Source organism: Dactylosporangium sp. CA-052675 (assembly GCF_050947935.1).
GTDB lineage: Bacteria > Actinomycetota > Actinomycetes > Mycobacteriales > Micromonosporaceae > Dactylosporangium.
The window spans coordinates 1-16,585 of record NZ_CP192010.1; the positions used below are offsets into that span (position 1 = coordinate 1).

Annotated in this window: 15 protein-coding genes and 2 tRNA genes; 14 read left to right on the plus strand and 3 right to left on the minus strand. The window is 69.0% G+C overall.

Annotated features, from left to right (window positions below; all coding sequences use genetic code 11):
• The 5 genes from dnaA to ACQP1P_RS00025 all read left to right on the plus strand — a co-directional run bounded on the left by dnaA (position 1) and on the right by ACQP1P_RS00025 (position 6,188).
• A complete protein-coding gene (dnaA, locus tag ACQP1P_RS00005) occupies positions 1-1,719 on the plus strand; it encodes a chromosomal replication initiator protein DnaA (RefSeq protein WP_433081882.1) in 1,719 nt (572 codons plus the stop codon).
• 836 nt (positions 1,720-2,555) lie between these two features.
• Positions 2,556-3,686: a DNA polymerase III subunit beta gene (dnaN, locus tag ACQP1P_RS00010; protein ID WP_433081884.1), complete on the plus strand. Its 1,131-nt coding sequence runs from the start codon at positions 2,556-2,558 to the stop codon at positions 3,684-3,686.
• A gap of 15 nt (positions 3,687-3,701) precedes the next feature.
• Positions 3,702-4,574 (plus strand): phosphogluconate dehydrogenase (NAD(+)-dependent, decarboxylating), encoded by an 873-nt coding sequence (gnd, locus tag ACQP1P_RS00015; RefSeq protein WP_433081886.1) that lies wholly within the window; start codon positions 3,702-3,704, stop codon positions 4,572-4,574.
• Between the two features lie 2 nt (positions 4,575-4,576).
• The gene (gene recF, locus ACQP1P_RS00020) at positions 4,577-5,689 is read left to right on the plus strand and encodes a DNA replication/repair protein RecF (RefSeq protein WP_433081888.1); all 1,113 of its coding nucleotides are present in this window, start codon (positions 4,577-4,579) and stop codon (positions 5,687-5,689) included.
• The gene (locus ACQP1P_RS00025) at positions 5,625-6,188 is read left to right on the plus strand and encodes a DUF721 domain-containing protein (protein WP_433081890.1); all 564 of its coding nucleotides are present in this window, start codon (positions 5,625-5,627) and stop codon (positions 6,186-6,188) included. The genes recF and ACQP1P_RS00025 overlap by 65 nt, the downstream gene beginning before the upstream one ends.
• Before the next feature lie 6 nt (positions 6,189-6,194).
• Here ACQP1P_RS00025 and ACQP1P_RS00030 read toward each other — a convergent pair whose 3' ends face one another.
• Positions 6,195-6,752, minus strand: coding sequence for a hypothetical protein (locus tag ACQP1P_RS00030; protein WP_433081892.1), 558 nt, complete (start codon positions 6,750-6,752; stop codon positions 6,195-6,197).
• 446 nt (positions 6,753-7,198) lie between these two features.
• Here ACQP1P_RS00030 and gyrB point away from each other — a divergent pair, with 446 nt between their 5' ends.
• The 6 genes from gyrB to ACQP1P_RS00060 all read left to right on the plus strand — a co-directional run bounded on the left by gyrB (position 7,199) and on the right by ACQP1P_RS00060 (position 12,958).
• On the plus strand, positions 7,199-9,142 hold the full coding sequence (gene gyrB, locus ACQP1P_RS00035; protein ID WP_433081894.1) for a DNA topoisomerase (ATP-hydrolyzing) subunit B: 1,944 nt from the start codon (positions 7,199-7,201) through the stop codon (positions 9,140-9,142).
• A gap of 134 nt (positions 9,143-9,276) precedes the next feature.
• A complete protein-coding gene (gene gyrA / locus ACQP1P_RS00040; RefSeq protein ID WP_433090451.1) occupies positions 9,277-11,697 on the plus strand; it encodes a DNA gyrase subunit A in 2,421 nt (806 codons plus the stop codon).
• 3 nt (positions 11,698-11,700) lie between these two features.
• Positions 11,701-12,534, plus strand: coding sequence for a DUF3566 domain-containing protein (locus ACQP1P_RS00045; RefSeq protein WP_433081896.1), 834 nt, complete (start codon positions 11,701-11,703; stop codon positions 12,532-12,534).
• Between the two features lie 128 nt (positions 12,535-12,662).
• Positions 12,663-12,736: transfer RNA gene (locus tag ACQP1P_RS00050), tRNA-Ile, on the plus strand.
• Position 12,737: 1 nt separating this feature from the next.
• A complete protein-coding gene (locus ACQP1P_RS00055; RefSeq protein WP_345120593.1) occupies positions 12,738-12,866 on the plus strand; it encodes a DLW-39 family protein in 129 nt (42 codons plus the stop codon).
• 19 nt (positions 12,867-12,885) lie between these two features.
• Positions 12,886-12,958 (plus strand) — tRNA-Ala (locus tag ACQP1P_RS00060).
• Positions 12,959-13,381: 423 nt separating this feature from the next.
• On the opposite strand, the gene ACQP1P_RS00065 is transcribed toward ACQP1P_RS00060, so the two are convergent.
• Positions 13,382-13,849 carry an ArsI/CadI family heavy metal resistance metalloenzyme gene (locus ACQP1P_RS00065; RefSeq protein WP_433081897.1) on the minus strand — a complete coding sequence of 156 codons (468 nt, stop codon included), beginning with the start codon at positions 13,847-13,849 and terminating at the stop codon, positions 13,382-13,384.
• A gap of 104 nt (positions 13,850-13,953) precedes the next feature.
• Here ACQP1P_RS00065 and ACQP1P_RS00070 point away from each other — a divergent pair, with 104 nt between their 5' ends.
• Positions 13,954-14,274: an ArsR/SmtB family transcription factor gene (locus ACQP1P_RS00070; RefSeq protein WP_433090453.1), complete on the plus strand. Its 321-nt coding sequence runs from the start codon at positions 13,954-13,956 to the stop codon at positions 14,272-14,274.
• Positions 14,271-14,765 carry an N-acetyltransferase family protein gene (locus ACQP1P_RS00075; RefSeq protein WP_433081899.1) on the plus strand — a complete coding sequence of 165 codons (495 nt, stop codon included), beginning with the start codon at positions 14,271-14,273 and terminating at the stop codon, positions 14,763-14,765. The genes ACQP1P_RS00070 and ACQP1P_RS00075 overlap by 4 nt, the downstream gene beginning before the upstream one ends.
• Before the next feature lie 11 nt (positions 14,766-14,776).
• Here ACQP1P_RS00075 and ACQP1P_RS00080 read toward each other — a convergent pair whose 3' ends face one another.
• The gene (locus ACQP1P_RS00080) at positions 14,777-15,547 is read right to left on the minus strand and encodes an SGNH/GDSL hydrolase family protein (protein ID WP_433081901.1); all 771 of its coding nucleotides are present in this window, start codon (positions 15,545-15,547) and stop codon (positions 14,777-14,779) included.
• 238 nt (positions 15,548-15,785) lie between these two features.
• Here ACQP1P_RS00080 and ACQP1P_RS00085 point away from each other — a divergent pair, with 238 nt between their 5' ends.
• Positions 15,786-16,514, plus strand: a complete 729-nt coding sequence (locus ACQP1P_RS00085; RefSeq protein WP_433081903.1) for an arginase family protein — start codon at positions 15,786-15,788, stop codon at positions 16,512-16,514.
• The last annotated feature ends 71 nt before the right edge of the window (positions 16,515-16,585 follow it).

Below are 16,585 nucleotides of genomic sequence, written 5' to 3' on the forward strand. Positions count from 1 at the left end.
GTGACGGACACCGACCTCGCAGCGATCTGGAACGCAGCGACGAACCAGCTCGCCGACGGGCTCGACTCGGCGCAGCAGCGTGCGTATCTACGCATGACGCGGCTGCGGGCGATCGTCGAGGACACCGCGCTGCTCTCGGTGCCGGACCCGTACTCGCGCGACATGATCGAGAGCCGGCTGCGCCCGGTCATCACCGAGGCGCTCTCGCGGCTGCTGGGCCGGGCCATCCAGGTGGCCGTGACCGTCCGGCCGCCCGAGGACGCGCCCTCGCTGCCGGCTCCGTCGGCGTCGCACTGGTCCAACGGCGCGTCGCAGTCGCTGCGCGAGCCGCTGCCGGGCGTTTCGATCTCGGACGAGCCGACGGAGCGGATGCCCGAGCACCGCGTCAACCCGATCGGCGGCGAACGGCGGGTCTCGGAGCATCGGGGCGTCGCACAGGTACCGCCGCCGGAGCACGACCGCCTGTTCGACCTCCCCGGTGACGTCAAGCCGGCGGACTCCTGGCGCAACGAGCACTCCGGCACCGCCGTGGAGGCCGCGGCCGACCTCGGTCGCTACGAGCCGTCGAAGTACGAGTCGCCGTACGAGCCGCACGAGCCCCCGCGCGACGAGCTGCCCCCGCCGCGCCCGTCGACGCCGGGCACCGGCCGCGAGGACCGCCGCAACGCCACGCCGGCCGGGGACTCCGCGGGAAACCGGCTCAACCCGAAGTACACCTTCGAGACCTTCGTCATCGGCTCGTCCAACCGCTTCGCGCACGCCGCGTCGGTCGCGGTCGCCGAGTCGCCGGCCAAGGCCTACAACCCGCTGTTCATCTACGGCGGCTCCGGGCTGGGCAAGACGCACCTGCTGCACGCGATCGGGCAGTACGCCACCATGCTCGGCAACGCGCGCTTCGTGCGCTACGTGTCGACGGAAGAGTTCACCAACGACTTCATCAACAGCCTGCGGGACGACAAGACGCAGGCGTTTCAGCGGCGGTACCGCGACGTCGACATCCTCCTGATCGACGACATCCAGTTCCTGGAGACCCGCGAGCGGACCCAGGAGGAGTTCTTCCACACGTTCAACACCCTGCACAACGCCAACAAGCAGATCGTGATCAGCTCCGACCGCTCCCCGCGCCAGCTGGCCACGCTCGAGGACCGGCTGCGCACGCGGTTCGAGTGGGGCCTGCTCGCCGACATCCAGCCGCCGGACCTCGAGACCCGCATCGCGATCCTGCAGAAGAAGGCGGCCCAGGAGCGGCTCTTCGCCCCGCCGGACGTGCTCGAGTTCATCGCGTCGCGGATCGCCTCGTCCATCCGCGAGCTCGAGGGCGCCCTGATCCGGGTCACCGCGTTCGCCAACCTGACCCGCTCCCCGGTCGAGCTGAGCCTCGCCGAGGAGGTCCTGCGCGACTTCATCCCCGACGGCTCCGGCCCGGAGATCACGGCCGACCAGATCATGGCGTCGACGGCGGACTACTTCGGCGTGAGCCTCGAGGATCTGCGCGGGCACAGCCGGTCGCGGGTCCTGGTGAACGCGCGCCAGGTGGCGATGTACCTGTGCCGCGAGCTGACCGACCTGTCGCTGCCCCGCATCGGGCAGGCGTTCGGCGGCCGCGACCACACGACCGTCATGCACGCCGACCGCAAGATCCGGCAGCAGATGGCGGAGCGGCGCTCGCTCTACAACCAGATCGCCGAGCTCACGAACCGCATCAAGCAGACGACCTGAGCCGCTTTTCCACAGTGATCCGGTCGTCCACCGGCCCTTTTCACAGGGTGTGGACAACTCGTTGTCCACACCCTGCGCGCCCGGCCGACCTCGCGGTAGTTGCCAAGTGGCCCTATGTTGTCCACACCCCGCCCACAGGTTTTGCCTGGTCATCCACAGGCACGTAGGGCCCGGGGTCGGTCGAGTTGTCCCCAACTTCCACACGCTGTCCACAGAAATCCTGTGGATAACTTCGTTCGTGCCAAATTCCGGGGGTGAGTGACCGGGTGACTACCGAAAGCACACAGGTCTTGCCCACAGCCTGTGGATAACTCCTGGGGAGCACGTGTGGAAGACCTGTGGATGCATCCGGAGAGTCGTGGACAGGCGACCGAACGTGAGTGGAGTTCGGGCCATACGATATCCACAACCACGGGAAAACCCTGGGGATTACCGGTGGACAACCGGTGGAAAACTCCTGTGGATATTCGTTCGTCCACAATCCACAGGGCTGAGCCCACCGGCTCATGCACAGCTCATACCCAGTGCTATAAGTGCTCTGACCTGCACAAAGGCGGGTTTTCCACAGTTTCCACACCACCTATGATTACGAGTAGTTTTTCTTTTAAGAAGAGAAGAAAAGCAATCATCAGCGTGTGGATCGGCTCGGGCCGCCGGGTTCGGCGGGGTCGGTGCACGACCGCCCCCCGGAGGCCCTAAGGTTCGATGAGCGACCCGGCACCGGCGACAATCGAGCCCACACACGTACGCCCCGGAGCGAAATCCCGGCGGCCAGGGCATCTGGCGCGCGAACAGCGGCGAACATGAAGTACCGATGACGATGCGGGAGGACCGCGATGAAGTTCCGAGTCGAGCGCGACGCGCTCGCCGATGCCGTCGCCTGGACGGCCAAGAGCCTGCCCAGCCGCCCCTCGGTGCCCGTGCTCGCCGGCGTTCTGCTGCGCGTCGCCGACGGTCGCCTGCAGGTGTCCGGCTTCGATTACGAGGTTTCCAGCCAGGTGACCGTCGAGGTCCAGGCCGACGCCGACGGCGCGACGCTCGTGTCCGGCCGCCTGCTCGCCGAGATCACCAAGGCTCTGCCGGCCAAGCCGGTGGACTTCGCCGCGGTCGGCGCGCACGTCGAGATCACGTGCGGCAGCGCGCGGTTCACGCTGCCGACCATGCCCGTCGAGGACTACCCGACGCTGCCGGAGATGCCCGAGTCCGCGGGCACCGTCGAGGCCGCCGTGTTCGCCGGCGCCGTGTCGCAGGTCGCGATCGCGGCCGGCAAGGACGACACCCTGCCGATGCTGACCGGCGTGCGGATCGAGATCGAGGGCAGCAAGCTCACGCTGCTGGCCACCGACCGGTACCGCCTGGCCGTCCGCGAGCTCGAGTGGCGCCCGGACGAGCCCGACATGAGCATCGCCGCGCTGGTGCCCGCCCGCACGCTCGACGACACCGCGAAGACCCTCGGCCCGCTCGGCGGTTCGGTGTCGGTCGCCCTGTCGCGGGGCAAGGTCGGCGAGGGCATGATCGGCTTCGCGGGCGGCAGCCGGCGCACCACGTCCCGGCTGCTCGACGGCGACTTCCCCAAGGTCCGGGCCCTGCTGCCGGACACCCACAACGCGCAGGCGCGGGTCCCGGTCGCGGCGCTCAACGAGGTCGTCCGGCGTGTCGGTCTGGTCGCGGAGCGCCAGACCCCGGTCCGGCTGTCGTTCAGCACCGACGGGCTCGTCGTGGAGGCCAGCGGCAGCGAGGACGCGAAGGCCAGCGAGGCGATGGACTGCCAGTACGAAGGCGAGCCGATGACGATCGCCTTCAATCACCAGTACCTGCTCGACGGCCTCAAGGCGCTCGACGCGCCGATCGCGGTGTTGTCGTTCACTGACCCGAAGAAGCCTGCAGTCATGTCCCCGGCAAAGGATGATGGAGAAATCATCCCTGGGTACTGGTACTTGATCATGCCGGTTCGCATCGGCAGCTGATTCGGAGGCACCACAATGCAGCTCGGTCTCATCGGCCTGGGCAGGATGGGCTTCAACATGCGCGAGCGGCTGCGCGCCGCCGGGCACGAGGTCATCGGCTTCGACCATCACCCTGACGTCACCGACGTCGCGAACCTCAACGAGCTCGTCGAGAAGCTCGCCGCCCCGCGCGTCGTCTGGATCATGGTTCCGGTGCAGTTCACCGAGCCCACGATCGAGGAGCTCTCGGGTCTGCTGCAGGCCGGCGACATCGTGATCGACGGCGGCAACTCGCGTTTCAGCAACGACAAGCCGCGGGCCGAGCGGCTCGGCGCCAAGGGCATCGGCTACCTCGACGTGGGCGTCTCCGGCGGGATCTGGGGCCGGACCAACGGCTACGCGCTGATGGTCGGCGGCGAGAAGCAGTACGTCGATCACTGCATGCCGATCTTCGAGGGCCTCAAGCCGGCCGGCGAGTTCGGCTTCGCCCACGCCGGCGGGCCCGGCGCCGGGCACTACGCGAAGATGGTCCACAACGGCATCGAGTACGGCATGATGCACGCCTTCGCCGAGGGCTACGAGCTGCTCGAGGCGTCGGAGTACGTCGACAACATCCCCGAGGTCATCAAGAGCTGGCGGGCCGGCTCCGTCGTGCAGTCCTGGCTGCTCGACCTGCTCGACCGCGCCCTGGACGAGGACCCCGACCTGGCCGGGATCAAGGGCTACGCCGACGACACGGGCGAGGGCCGCTGGACCGTCGAGGAGGCCATCCGCCTCGCCGTGCCCATGAACGTCATCGCCGCCTCGCTGTTCGCCCGCTTCGCCTCGCGCCAGGACGACTCGCCGGCGATGAAGGCCGTCGCCGCGCTGCGCAACCAGTTTGGCGGCCACGCGGTCAAGAAGGACTGAACTTGTACGTCCGGGGCCTGGAGCTCGTCGATTTCCGCAGCTACGAGCGGGTCGTCGTCGAGCTGGGCCCCGGGCCGTGCGTGCTCGTGGGCCCCAACGGGGTCGGCAAGACCAACCTCGTCGAGGCCCTCGCCTACGTGGCGACCCTGGAGTCGCACCGGGTCGCCACGGACGCGCCGCTGGTCCGCTTCGGCGCGGCCCGTGCCGTGGTCCGCTGCGCCGTCGTGCACGACGAGCGCGAGCTGCTCATCGAGCTGTCGATCGAGCCCGGCCGCGCCAACAAGGCCCGCCTCGGCCGCTCGCCCGTGACCCGCACGCGCGACATCCTCGGCGCCCTGCGCCTGGTGCTCTTCGCGCCCGAGGACCTCTCGCTGATTCGCGGAGACCCTTCGGAGCGGCGGCGGTACCTCGACGAGCTCCTCGTCGCTCGCCAGCCCCGCTTCGCCGGGGTTCGATCCGACTACGACCGGGTGCTCAAGCAGCGCAACGCCCTGCTGCGCAGCTCCTATCTGGCGCGCAAGACCGGCGGCAGCCGCGGCGGCGACCTGTCCACCCTGGACGTGTGGGACGCACACCTGGCGCGCCACGGCGCCCAGCTGGTGCGCGCCCGGCTCGATCTCGTCGACGCGCTCGCCCCGCACGTGGCCAAGGCGTACTCCGCGGTCAGCGCCAGCCGCTCCGACGCGCGGATCGCCTACAGCGCGTCGTGCGCCCTCGGCGACGATCTCGAGGCGGCCCTGCTCGCCGCGCTGTCGCAATCGCGACCGTCGGAGATCGAGCGGGGCGTGACCCTGGTCGGGCCGCACCGCGACGAGCTGACGCTGACCCTCGGCGAGCTGCCGGCCAAGGGGTACGCCAGCCACGGCGAGTCGTGGTCGTACGCGCTCGCGCTGCGCCTGGCCGCGTACGAGCTGTTGCGCGACGACGGCGTCGAGCCGGTGCTCGTGCTCGACGACGTGTTCGCCGAGCTCGACGCGGGCCGGCGCGATCGGCTGGCCGCGCTCGTCGGCTCGGCGAGCCAGGTGATCGTGACCTGCGCGGTGGAGGATGATGTCCCGTCGACGTTGCGCGGGATGCGCTTCGAGGTCGGCGGCGGGGAGGTTCGACGTGTCTGAGACGAATCCGGAGAAGTCCGGCCCGGAGCTCGCGCGCGCGGCGGTCGAGGCCGCGCTGGCCAAGCACCGTGCCCAGCCGCGCCGCAAGTCCGTGCTCGACGGGCAGCCGCGCCGGCGGGGGTACACCGGACCGGGGCCGGACCCCCGCGACCCGCAGCCCTTCGGCTCGGTGCTCGAGCGCCTCGTCAAGCAGCGGGGCTGGTCGCGGCCGACCCGCGAGGCGCGGATCTTCGGCGAGTGGGCCAAGGTCGTCGGCGAGGACATCGCCGCGCACAGCCGCCCGCTCAAGCTCGAGGACGGCGAGCTGACCATCGAGGCCGAGTCGACCGCGTGGGCGACCCAGCTGAAGATGCTCGCGAGCAAGCTCCTGGCCGGCATCGCGCGTGAGGTCGGTCACAACGTGGTCAAGCGGCTGCACATCCAGGGGCCGAGCACGCCGTCGTGGAGCAGCGGGCCGCGCCGCATCCGGGGCCGCGGGCCCCGCGACACCTACGGCTGAGCCGGCTCAGAAGTCGGCGTAGACCGCGAAGCCGCGGTGGGCGCAGCGGCGGTAGAACTTGGCCAGCACGTCGAGCTCGGAGATGGAGTACGACCACTGCGGCGCGTTGCCGGAGTCGTCCCGCAGCGCGTCCAGCCGGCTCTGGAGCCAGCGCAGCTGCTGCTCGGCGAGGCGGGAGCCCTCGAGGGCCTTGCGCAGCACCGCGCTCACGGTCTCGAACGTGATCTCGTCGCCGTATTCGGCGTGGCCGTTGACGAACCGCTCCAGCCCGCCGGCGATCCAGGCGCAGTCGTCCGGGCTGATGACGGGATCCTCGTCCTCGGCGGCCGCATCTGTGGCGAAGAGCACGCCGTTGAGCCCGAAGAGGAGGTCGACGAGCTCGGTGTACCCGGTCACGCGCACGGTGCCCGTCTTGGCCACGTGATCGGCCAGGGCCGCGGCCGGCCCGGCGTGCAGCGGCAGCTTCTCCGCCAGGTCGGCGAAGTCGACGAACTCGGCCGGCGCCACCGGATCGTAGAAGCGGCCGGTGCGCGGCCACTGCACGGCGACGTTGTCCAGCCCCATCGCGCATCCCTCATCTTTCACGTCTGCCCGCCCCGCCCCGCGGCGGGGAACATACGGCACGAACGGCCCCTTGCGCGACCCCCGGAAGCTCCAAAAGCCGGAATCCGAGGTTGTACTGCCTGTGCCGCCCGCCACCAGGCCGGAGTACCCCTCCCGCGTGGGGGGACCTTCGACCCGCACCGTTCGGCCCGCTACGAGGACTACAGGCCCGTCCCGGTGCGAAATTGTCGCCCGGACACAGTAGGATTGCATCGGCTCAGAGAACAGTCGATCACATCCCGCGCGTGCGTCACAGCGGTGGTCGGCCGCAGGAGGTCAGAGCGCTCGCCAGAGGCGCGTCGGCTACCAGCGTGCCCGCTTCCGTCACCGAGCGCACACGCACCGACTCCGCACGCGACCCGGGGCGCCCACCAGCGCGGCCGGCCAGTGCGAGAAAGCGACCGAGGGTGGCAGCAAACAAGCCCGAACAGTCCTACGACTCCTCTTCGATCACCGTCCTCGAGGGGCTCGAGGCGGTCCGCAAGCGGCCAGGCATGTACATCGGCTCCACCGGCGAGCGCGGTCTGCACCACCTGGTCTGGGAGGTCGTGGACAACGCCGTCGACGAGGCGCTGGCCGGCTTCTGCGACACGATCGAGGTCACGCTGCGCGCCGACGGCGCCGTGCGGGTCGTGGACAACGGCCGCGGCATTCCGGTCGACATGCACCCCAAGGAGAAGCGGCCCACCGTCGAGGTCGTGCTGACGGTCCTGCACGCCGGCGGCAAGTTCGACGGCCAGGCCTACGCGGTCTCCGGTGGTCTGCACGGCGTCGGCATCTCGGTCGTCAACGCGCTCTCGACGCGCATCGACCTGGAGATCCACAAGGACGGGTACGTCTGGACCCAGCGCTACAACAACTCGAAGCCGGAGCCGCTGCAGAAGGGCGAGGAGACCGACCGCACCGGGACCAGCGTCACCTTCTGGCCCGACCCGACGATCTTCGAGACGACCACCTTCGTCTACGAGACGATCTACCGGCGCATCCAGGAGTACGCCTTCCTGAATCGCGGGCTGACGATCGCCCTGCGCGACGAGCGCGAGGAGACGCCGGAGGAGAAGCGGGAGGTCGTCTTCTGCTACGAGAACGGCATCGCCGACTTCGTGCGGCACCTCAACGCGACCAAGACCCCGATCCACCGCACCGTCGTCGAGTTCGGCTCCGAGGGTGACGGCATCGCGGTGGAGATCGCCATGCAGTGGAACGAGTCGTACGGCGAGAGCGTCTACACGTTCGCCAACACGATCAACACGCACGAGGGCGGCACCCACGAGGAGGGGTTCCGCGCGGCGCTGACGACCGTGGTGAACAAGTACGGCGCCGACAAGAAGCTGCTCAAGGGCGACGAGAAGCTCACCGGCGAGGACATCCGCGAGGGGCTCGCCGCGATCATCTCGGTGAAGCTGTCCAACCCGCAGTTCGAGGGCCAGACCAAGACCAAGCTCGGCAACACCGAGGCGCGCAGCTTCGTGCAGAAGGTGTGCAACGAGTGGCTCGTCGACTGGTTCGACCGCAACCCGGCCGAGGTCAAGACCATCATCACCAAGGCCTCGCAGGCCGCCCGGGCGCGCATCGCCGCCTCCCAGGCCCGCAAGCTGGCCCGGCGCAAGTCGCTGCTCGAGTCCGGCTCGATGCCGGGCAAGCTCGCCGACTGCCAGTCCAACGACCCGCGCCTGTGCGAGCTGTTCATCGTCGAGGGTGACTCCGCCGGGGGCTCGGCCAAGCAGGGCCGTGACCCGCGGGTCCAGGCGATCCTGCCGATCCGCGGCAAGATCCTCAACGTGGAGAAGGCGCGCATCGACCGCGTGCTGAAGAACAACGAGGTCCAGGCGCTCATCACGGCGCTGGGCACCGGCATCCACGACGAGTTCGACATCGAGAAGCTGCGCTACCACAAGCTGATTCTCATGGCCGACGCCGACGTCGACGGCCAGCACATCCAGACCCTCCTGCTGACCCTGGTGTTCCGGTTCATGCGGCCGCTGATCGAGCTCGGGCACGTGTATCTCGCGGCGCCCCCGCTGTACAAGATCAAGTGGAACAAGAAGGGTGACGATGCGCAGTACGCGTACACCGACCGGGAACGCGACGGCCTGATCGAGCTCCGGCAGCGCGCCAAGCCGAACGCGAAGCCGGACGACATCCAGCGGTTCAAGGGTCTGGGCGAGATGAACTACCCGGAGCTGTGGGAGACCACGATGAACCCGGAGACCCGGATGCTGCGCCAGGTGACCTTGGACGACGCTGCAACCGCGGACGAGCTCTTCAGCGTCCTCATGGGCGAAGACGTGGAGGCTCGGCGCTCGTTCATCCAGCGCAACGCCAAGGACGTCCGGTTCCTCGACATCTGATCCCGGCCGGCTAGAGAGAAGGAATAGAGAGCGTGACGGAACCGACTTCCACCCCTGAGAACCCGGAAGAGACTCCGGCTGAGGGTGGGTCTGCGGTCGCCAGCCGTATCGAGCCGGTCGGCATCGAAGTCGAGATGCAGCGTTCGTACCTCGACTACGCGATGAGCGTCATCGTCGGGCGTGCGCTGCCCGACGTGCGCGACGGCCTCAAGCCGGTGCACCGCAAGATCCTCTACGCGATGTTCGACGGCGGGTACCGACCCGACCGCGGATACGTCAAGTGCGCCCGCGTCGTCGGCGACGTGATGGGCAACTACCACCCGCACGGCGACGCGTCGATCTACGACGCCCTCGTGCGCATGGCCCAGAACTGGTCGCTGCGCTACCCGCTCATCGACGGCAACGGCAACTTCGGCTCGCCGGGCAACGACCCCGCCGCGGCCATGCGATACACCGAGGCCCGGCTCGACCCGCTGGCCATGGAGATGCTGCGGGACATCGACGAGGAGACCGTCGACTTCGTCCCCAACTACGACGGGCGGGCCCAGGAGCCCACCATCCTGCCGTCGCGCATCCCCAACCTGCTGGTCAACGGCAGCACGGGCATCGCGGTCGGCATGGCGACGAACATCCCGCCGCACAACCTGCGCGAGATCGCCGCCGCCGTGCAGTGGTGCCTCGACAACCCGGACGCGGACGAGTCCGAGACCCTGGACGAGCTGATCAAGATCGTCAAGGGCCCCGACTTCCCCACGAAGGGCCTCATCGTCGGTACCGCGGGCATCATCGACGCGTACCGCACCGGCCGCGGTTCGATCCGCATGCGCGCGGTCGTCGAGGTCGAGGAGGACCCCCGCGGCCGGACCATCCTCGTGGTGACCGAGCTGCCCTACGCGGTCAACCCCGACAACCTCGCCGAGCGCATCGCCGACCTGGTGAAGGAGGGCAAGCTCGCCGGCATCGCCGACATCCGCGAGGAGTCCTCCGGCCGCACCGGCATGCGCCTGGTGATCGTGCTCAAGCGCGACGCGGTCGCCAAGGTGGTGCTCAACAACCTCTACAAGCACACGCAGCTGCAGGAGACGTTCGGCGCCAACATGCTGGCGCTGGTCGACGGCGTGCCCCGCACGCTCAACCTGGCCCAGTTCGTGCGCTACTACGTGGCTCACCAGATCGACGTCATCGTCCGGCGCACCCGCTACCGGCTGCGCAAGGCCGAGGAGCGCGCGCACATCCTGCGCGGTCTGGTCAAGGCCCTCGACATGCTCGACGAGGTCATCGCCCTCATCCGGCGCTCGCCCAGCGCCGAGGACTCCAAGACCGGCCTGATGAACCTGCTCGACATCGACGACATCCAGGCCACCGCGATCCTCGACATGCAGCTGCGCCGGCTCGCCGCGTTGGAGCGCCAGCGCATCTTCGACGAGTTGGCGAAGATCGAGATCGAGATCGCGGACTACCGGGACATCCTGGCCAAGCCGGAGCGGCAGCGGCAGATCGTGTCCGAGGAGCTCGCCGAGATCGTGGCCCGCCGCGGCGACGAGCGACGCACCCAGGTCATCCCGTTCGACGGCGAGGTCTCCATGGAGGACCTCATCGTCCGGGAGGACGTTGTGGTGACCATCACGCGGACCGGCTACGCCAAGCGCACCAAGGTCGACCTGTACCGCTCGCAGAAGCGCGGCGGCAAGGGTGTCTCGGGTGCGACACTGAGGCAGGACGACATCGTCAGCCACTTCTTCGTGTGCTCGACGCACGACTGGATGTTGTTCTTCACGAATAAAGGTCGGGTCTACCGGGCAAAGGCGTACGAGCTGCCCGAGGCGAGCCGGGCGGCGAAGGGTCAGCACGTCGCCAACCTGCTGGCCTTCCAACCCGAAGAGCACATCGCGCAGGTGATCGAGATCCCGAATTACCAGGTGGCGCCGTATCTCGTCCTCGCGACGAAGGACGGCCTGGTGAAGAAGACCAAGCTGGAGGAGTTCGACTCCAACCGCTCGGGCGGCATCATCGGCATCAACCTGCGCGAGGACGACGAGCTGGTGGGCGCCGCGCTGCTCGGCCCGGAGGACGATCTCCTGCTGGTCAGCAAGCAGGCCCAGGCGATCCGGTTCACGGCCAACGACGACACGCTGCGCCCGATGGGCCGGGCCACGTCGGGCGTGATCGGGATGCGCTTCACCGACGGTGACGAGCTGCTCGCCATGGAAGTGGTCCGCGAGGGTATGGACCTGGACGTTCTGGTGGCCACCGATGGTGGTTTTGCCAAGCGGACTCCCATCGAGGAGTATCCGGTGCAAGGGCGCGGCGGCAAGGGCGTCCTCACCGCTAAAATCACGTCGCGGCGCGGTGGACTCGTCGGCGCTGCGGTTATAAGCCCGGATGACGAGTTGTTCGCCATCACCTCAAATGGTGGCGTGATCCGGACTCCCGTGAAGCCTGTACGGCGTACGAGGGATCGGAACACAATGGGGGTCAAGCTCATGGACCTTCCCGAAGGTGTAACCATCGTCGCGATCGCCCGCAACGCCGATGAGCCCGACGAACAGGACTAGTTGATGACAGACACTCAGGCGAAGTCGGGGACCGCCTCGGCAACCGATGAGGCCAAGAAGGCCGGAGAGGCTGCCATGACGGGATCTGACTCGGGGGCGCCTGCCGCCGGTGGGGAGCCTGGCTCCGTCAACGGGGCCGGCACGTCCGGCGAGACGACGAGCGGGGGCACGCCGAAGTTCACGCGTGCCCCGGGCATGGCGCCGCCGCCCGACTCCCTGACGGTGCCGATCCAGTCGCCGGCCAGCGCCGGCGGCTCGGCGCCACCGGTCTCGTTCCCGGGCTCCGGCATGGGCACGACCGCCACGGGCACGGCCAGCGTCTCGGCCATCGCCCGTGCCGCCGTGCGCACACCGGCCGCGGCCGCGACGCAGGCCATCAACACGCCGACCCCCGCGGTCAGCGGCTCGGCCCGCGTCACCGAGGCCGTCCGCGCGGCCCGCAAGACGGTCAGCTCCGCCGTGGGCCGCGGCCCGCGGCGCGCCCGGCTGCACCTGAAGCGAATCGACCCGTGGTCGGTGATGAAGTTCGCCTTCGCCGTGAGCTTCGTGCTCTTCGTCGTCCTGATCGTCGCGACGTCGGTGCTGTACCTGGCCCTGGACGCGATGGACGTCTTCAAGAGCATCAACAAGCTCCTCGCCGACCTGGTCAGCTCGACCGGCGGCTCGGCCGACAGCACCTTCCGCATCACCGCGAAGGGCGTCATCGGCGGCGCCGCCCTCCTGGGCGTCGTGAACGTGGTCCTGTTCACCGCCCTGGCCACCCTGGGCTCGTTCATCTACAACGTGTGCGCCGACCTCGTCGGCGGCATCGAGCTCACGCTCGCCGAGAAGGACTGACCTGCGGTTTTCTCCCCCCTGGCTCCGGCGCGCCGCGCCAGGGGGGAACCGGTTTGGGGCGGGCGCGTGGGGTACGGTAACCTTCTGTTCGCACCGCTTCGGGGAGGTCTTCCCGGGGGTGTGTTGCTGGGGCTATAGCTCAGTCGGTTAGAGCGCAGAGCTGATAACTCTGAGGTCGCTGGTTCGATTCCAGCTAGCCCCACATGTGGAAAAAGGTGCTGCTGGTGGTTGCCGTCGTCGGAGCCGCCGCCTATGTCGCGAAGCGCGTCAAGGCCGCGAGCGAAGAGCGCGCCCTTTGGCACGAGGCGACGACCGCCCCGGACCTGCGCTAGTCTGTAGCCCAGCCCGAGCGGGGGCGTAGCTCAACTGGCAGAGCACCGCCTTTGCAAGGCGGGGGTTAGGGGTTCGAGTCCCCTCGCTTCCACCGTCGATGGGCGCACCCTGCTCACAGGGCTGCGCCCTGTTCGCCGTTGCGACGGTGGATCCTTCCCGCTCGCTTCGCTCGCTCGAGGCGGGGGGTTCCCACCCCGCGCCCCCCATGGTCGCTTCGCTTCCCACTGGGGCGCTTCGCTTCCAGGTTGTGAATTGGCATCTTCGGTCGTGGATGATCCGTCAGGTTGTCGGTTCTGGTCCGCTTGTCGGTTTTGGCGTTCGCGCCGTTATATGGCTGCGTCGTTGCCTCGGCTTTGAACACTAGAAGCCTCGGTGCGCGGCTCCGTTAGGAGCCGGGCGCACCTGGAATGCGGGCCGGTTGTCCTTGTCCGGCGCGACCAAGCCGGGCGGTGTTATCCCGCGCGGTTGAGGCGGGCCCGGGGTGTGAGGCCGGGCCGCGCTCGGTTCGGATCGGTCAACAGGCGCAGGCGCCCGTGGTCGTGGCTGCCGGGGTGGTGGCGTCCTCCTGGATGCCGCAGGCGCAGGACTCGCCGTCCGCGTCCTTGACCAGCTGGTCGGCGTCGCCCTTGACGACGTAGACCTCCCACGGCTCCGCGCCCGGGCCGCGCACCCACACCTTGTCCTGCAAGGCGTAGCAGCACGACGTGTCGTTCTCCTCCAGCGTGACCAGGCCCGCCTCCGTCAGCCGGGTCGTGGCGGCGGTGACCTCCTCGGCGGAGAAGACTTCCACGCCGAGGTGGTCCATGACGGTCTCCTGGCCCGCCTCGCCCTCCAGCAGGACGAGCTTCAGCGGCGGCTGCTCGACGGCGAAGTTCGCATAGCCCGGCCGCCGCTTCGCCGGCTCCACCCCGAACAGCTTCGAGTAGAACGCCACCGAGCCCTCCAGGTCCGCGACCCGCAGCGCCAGCTGTACCCGAGACATCACATCACCCCTGTCTAGACGTTGGTCTAAGCAAGAGCTTGCCTCGCTGACTTGATGACTGTCAAACTAGACGAGTGTCGAGACAAGATGACTGCTGCGCGCCGATGGTGACCGGGGCCCTCGGCGAGGAGACCGCCGTGGACCTTGCGCGCGGATTCAAGGCGCTCGGCGATCCGGTCCGGCTGCGGCTGCTGTCCCTCATCGCCGCCCGGGCCGGCGGCGAGGTCTGCGTCTGCGAGCTGACCGACGCCTTCACCCAGACCGGCCCGACGATCTCACACCACCTCAAGGTGCTGCGCGAGGCCGGTCTCGTCGACTGCCAGCGCCGGGGCACGTGGGTGTACTACTGGATCGTCCCGTCGCGGATGGCCGCCCTTTCGCGGCTGCTCGACACGTCCACCGTCGCCGTGGCGGCGAGCGCATGAGCTTCGCGCGGCTGGTCCCGATGGGTGACGAGCACGCCGCGCAGGTGCTCGACATCTACGCCCTCGGCATCGCCACCGGCAACGCCACCTTCGAGACCGAGCCGCCCGCCTGGTCCCGGTTCACCGCGAGTCGCCTGCCCGAACACCGCTTCGTCGCCCTCGACGCCGCCGATCGGGTCCGCGGCTGGATCGCCTGCGGGCAGGTCTCCGACCGGTGCGTCTACGCGGGCGTGGTCGAACACTCCGTGTACGTCCACCCCGACGCCCGAGGCCAGGGCGTCGGCCGCGCCCTGCTCGACGGGCTCATCGCCTCCACCGAGGCGGCCGGCATCTGGACCATCCAGTCGGGCATCTTCCCGGAGAACACCGCCAGCCTGGCCCTGCACGCCGCGTGTGGCTTCCGGGTCATCGGCACGCGCGAACGCGTCGGCCGGCACCACGGCGTCTGGCGCGACGTCACCCTGGTCGAACGCCGCAGTCCGACGATTTAGAAGAGGCGGGGCTACTCGGAGAGGGGGGCGAGCTCCGGGCGCTTCGCGGTCACCATGTCGCCCGAGGACTTGCCCGTCAGGCGGCGCTTCACCCACGGGGCCAGGTGCTGGGTCGCCCACTTGGCGTCGGCCGCCTTCCGCGACATCCACGACAGCTCCTCCGGCGGCGGCGGGGCCGCCAGCCAGTCCGGGTCGCACGCCACGTTGAGCTTCGTCAGGACGTGGGCGGCCACTCGGCGGTGGCCCGCGGGAGAGAGGTGCAGGCGGTCGATGCCCCACAGGCGGGGGTTGGCGAACTCCAGGTCGTCCCAGAGGGAGATCACGTGGGCGCCGTACTTCTCGCCCACCGACTCGATGGCGTTGTTGAACAGGTCGACGCGGGGGCGGAGCATCTTGCCGCCCGGCATGCGGCCCGTCATGTCCGCCCAGCGGAACATCACCACGTCCGCGCCGGTGGCTCGCAGTTTCTCGATGGTCCGGTCGAAGCGGGCGACGATGCCCTCGTACTCCCAGTTGCGCCGCAAGGCGTCGTTGCCCCCGCCGGCGAAGCTGATCAGGTCCGGCTTCATGGCGACCGCCAGCGGCACCTGCTCCGCCACGATGTTGTCGAACAGGCGGCCCCGGACGGCCAGGTTGGCGTACCGGAACTCGGGGCTCGACGCCGCCAGCACCCCGGCGACCAGGTCGGCCCATCCTCGGTAGCCGCGCCCGTCGGGCTGGGGATCGTCAAGGCCCTCGGTGAAGCTGTCGCCCACCGCCACGAAACTCGACCACCGTGCCACCCTCTGCTCCTCCCCGTCACCTGCCCCGTTGGCATCCTGTCAGGGGCCAAGTACGTGGGAAAGCGACTTTGCCGCACACCACACCCTTCCTGACACGAAGGGCGAGGCGGGCCTGTGGATGACGCCTGTGTACTTGTGGATAAAGCTGTGCACAAGCCGGCCCGGAAGCGGCGAAAGAGGCAGCTCAGGGCAGGCCGCCACTGTGGATGCATCGTCATCACCTGGCTAGGGTCAACGCATGATGCTCGTCCCCTACCACCTCGACGAGCGCCGCGCCGGGCTCGAGGCCGACCTTCCGGCCGCGCCCGACACCGTGGTGACCGCGGAACTGCCCGACGGGGACATCTGGACGCGGCTCGCCGCGCTCTACGACCGGGTCGCCGACGAGGTCGCCCGGGCCGAGCGGCCGCCGATCGTGATCTCGGGCGACTGCACCGTCTCGCTCGCGGCCGTGGCCGGGCTCCAGCGCGCCGGCGAGGACGTCGGGGTGGTGTGGTTCGACGCGCACGGAGACGTGCAGACGCTGGAGACGTCGACGTCGGGGTACATCGGCGGCATGCCTTTGCGCCTGCTCGTCGGGTATCGCCCCGAACTCATCGCCGAGCGGCTCGGGCTGCGGGCCGTGCCCGAGGAGCGCGCGGTGCTCGTGGACGCGCGGGATCTCGATCCCGCGGAGGCCGAATATCTTGCCGGGGCTAGTCTCGTGCGGTACGACATCAATGCAATTCGCCCCCCGGACGGTAAGTTTCTCGTTCACGTCGATCTCGACGTCGTGGACCCGGTGGAACTCCCGGGGTTGATGTATCCGGTCGATGGCGGGCCCTCCGCCGGCGAGCTCCTGGACGCCGTGGGTGGCCTGGTGGCGACCGGGCGCGTGGCCGGGCTGGACGTCGCCTGCACCTGGCGGCCGGACGGTGGCAACGAACGGCGGCGGAATTTGATCGCCGCGCTTACTAAGGGTTTCTAAAGCAAACTCAAAGGGTTTCGAACCCAAAGTAATCGTACAAAAGCACAGTGTATTTAGCGCCCGCGAAACAC

Bases quoted from the DNA above. Each gene is read 5' to 3' on its own strand.
- dnaN (WP_433081884.1), top strand. From the start codon at position 2,556: ATGAAGTTCCGAGTCGAGCGCGACGCGCTCGCCGATGCCGTCGCCTGG.
- ACQP1P_RS00065 (WP_433081897.1), bottom strand. From the start codon at position 13,849: ATGTCTCGGGTACAGCTGGCGCTGCGGGTCGCGGACCTGGAGGGCTCG.
- ACQP1P_RS00055 (WP_345120593.1), top strand. From the start codon at position 12,738: ATGTGGAAAAAGGTGCTGCTGGTGGTTGCCGTCGTCGGAGCCGCCGCC.
- gnd (WP_433081886.1), top strand. From the start codon at position 3,702: ATGCAGCTCGGTCTCATCGGCCTGGGCAGGATGGGCTTCAACATGCGC.
- ACQP1P_RS00075 (WP_433081899.1), top strand. From the start codon at position 14,271: ATGAGCTTCGCGCGGCTGGTCCCGATGGGTGACGAGCACGCCGCGCAG.
- ACQP1P_RS00025 (WP_433081890.1), top strand. From the start codon at position 5,625: ATGTCCCGTCGACGTTGCGCGGGATGCGCTTCGAGGTCGGCGGCGGGG.
- ACQP1P_RS00030 (WP_433081892.1), bottom strand. From the start codon at position 6,752: ATGGGGCTGGACAACGTCGCCGTGCAGTGGCCGCGCACCGGCCGCTTC.
- ACQP1P_RS00085 (WP_433081903.1), top strand. From the start codon at position 15,786: ATGATGCTCGTCCCCTACCACCTCGACGAGCGCCGCGCCGGGCTCGAG.
- ACQP1P_RS00070 (WP_433090453.1), top strand. From the start codon at position 13,954: ATGGTGACCGGGGCCCTCGGCGAGGAGACCGCCGTGGACCTTGCGCGC.
- ACQP1P_RS00045 (WP_433081896.1), top strand. From the start codon at position 11,701: ATGACAGACACTCAGGCGAAGTCGGGGACCGCCTCGGCAACCGATGAG.
- gyrA (WP_433090451.1), top strand. From the start codon at position 9,277: ATGCAGCGTTCGTACCTCGACTACGCGATGAGCGTCATCGTCGGGCGT.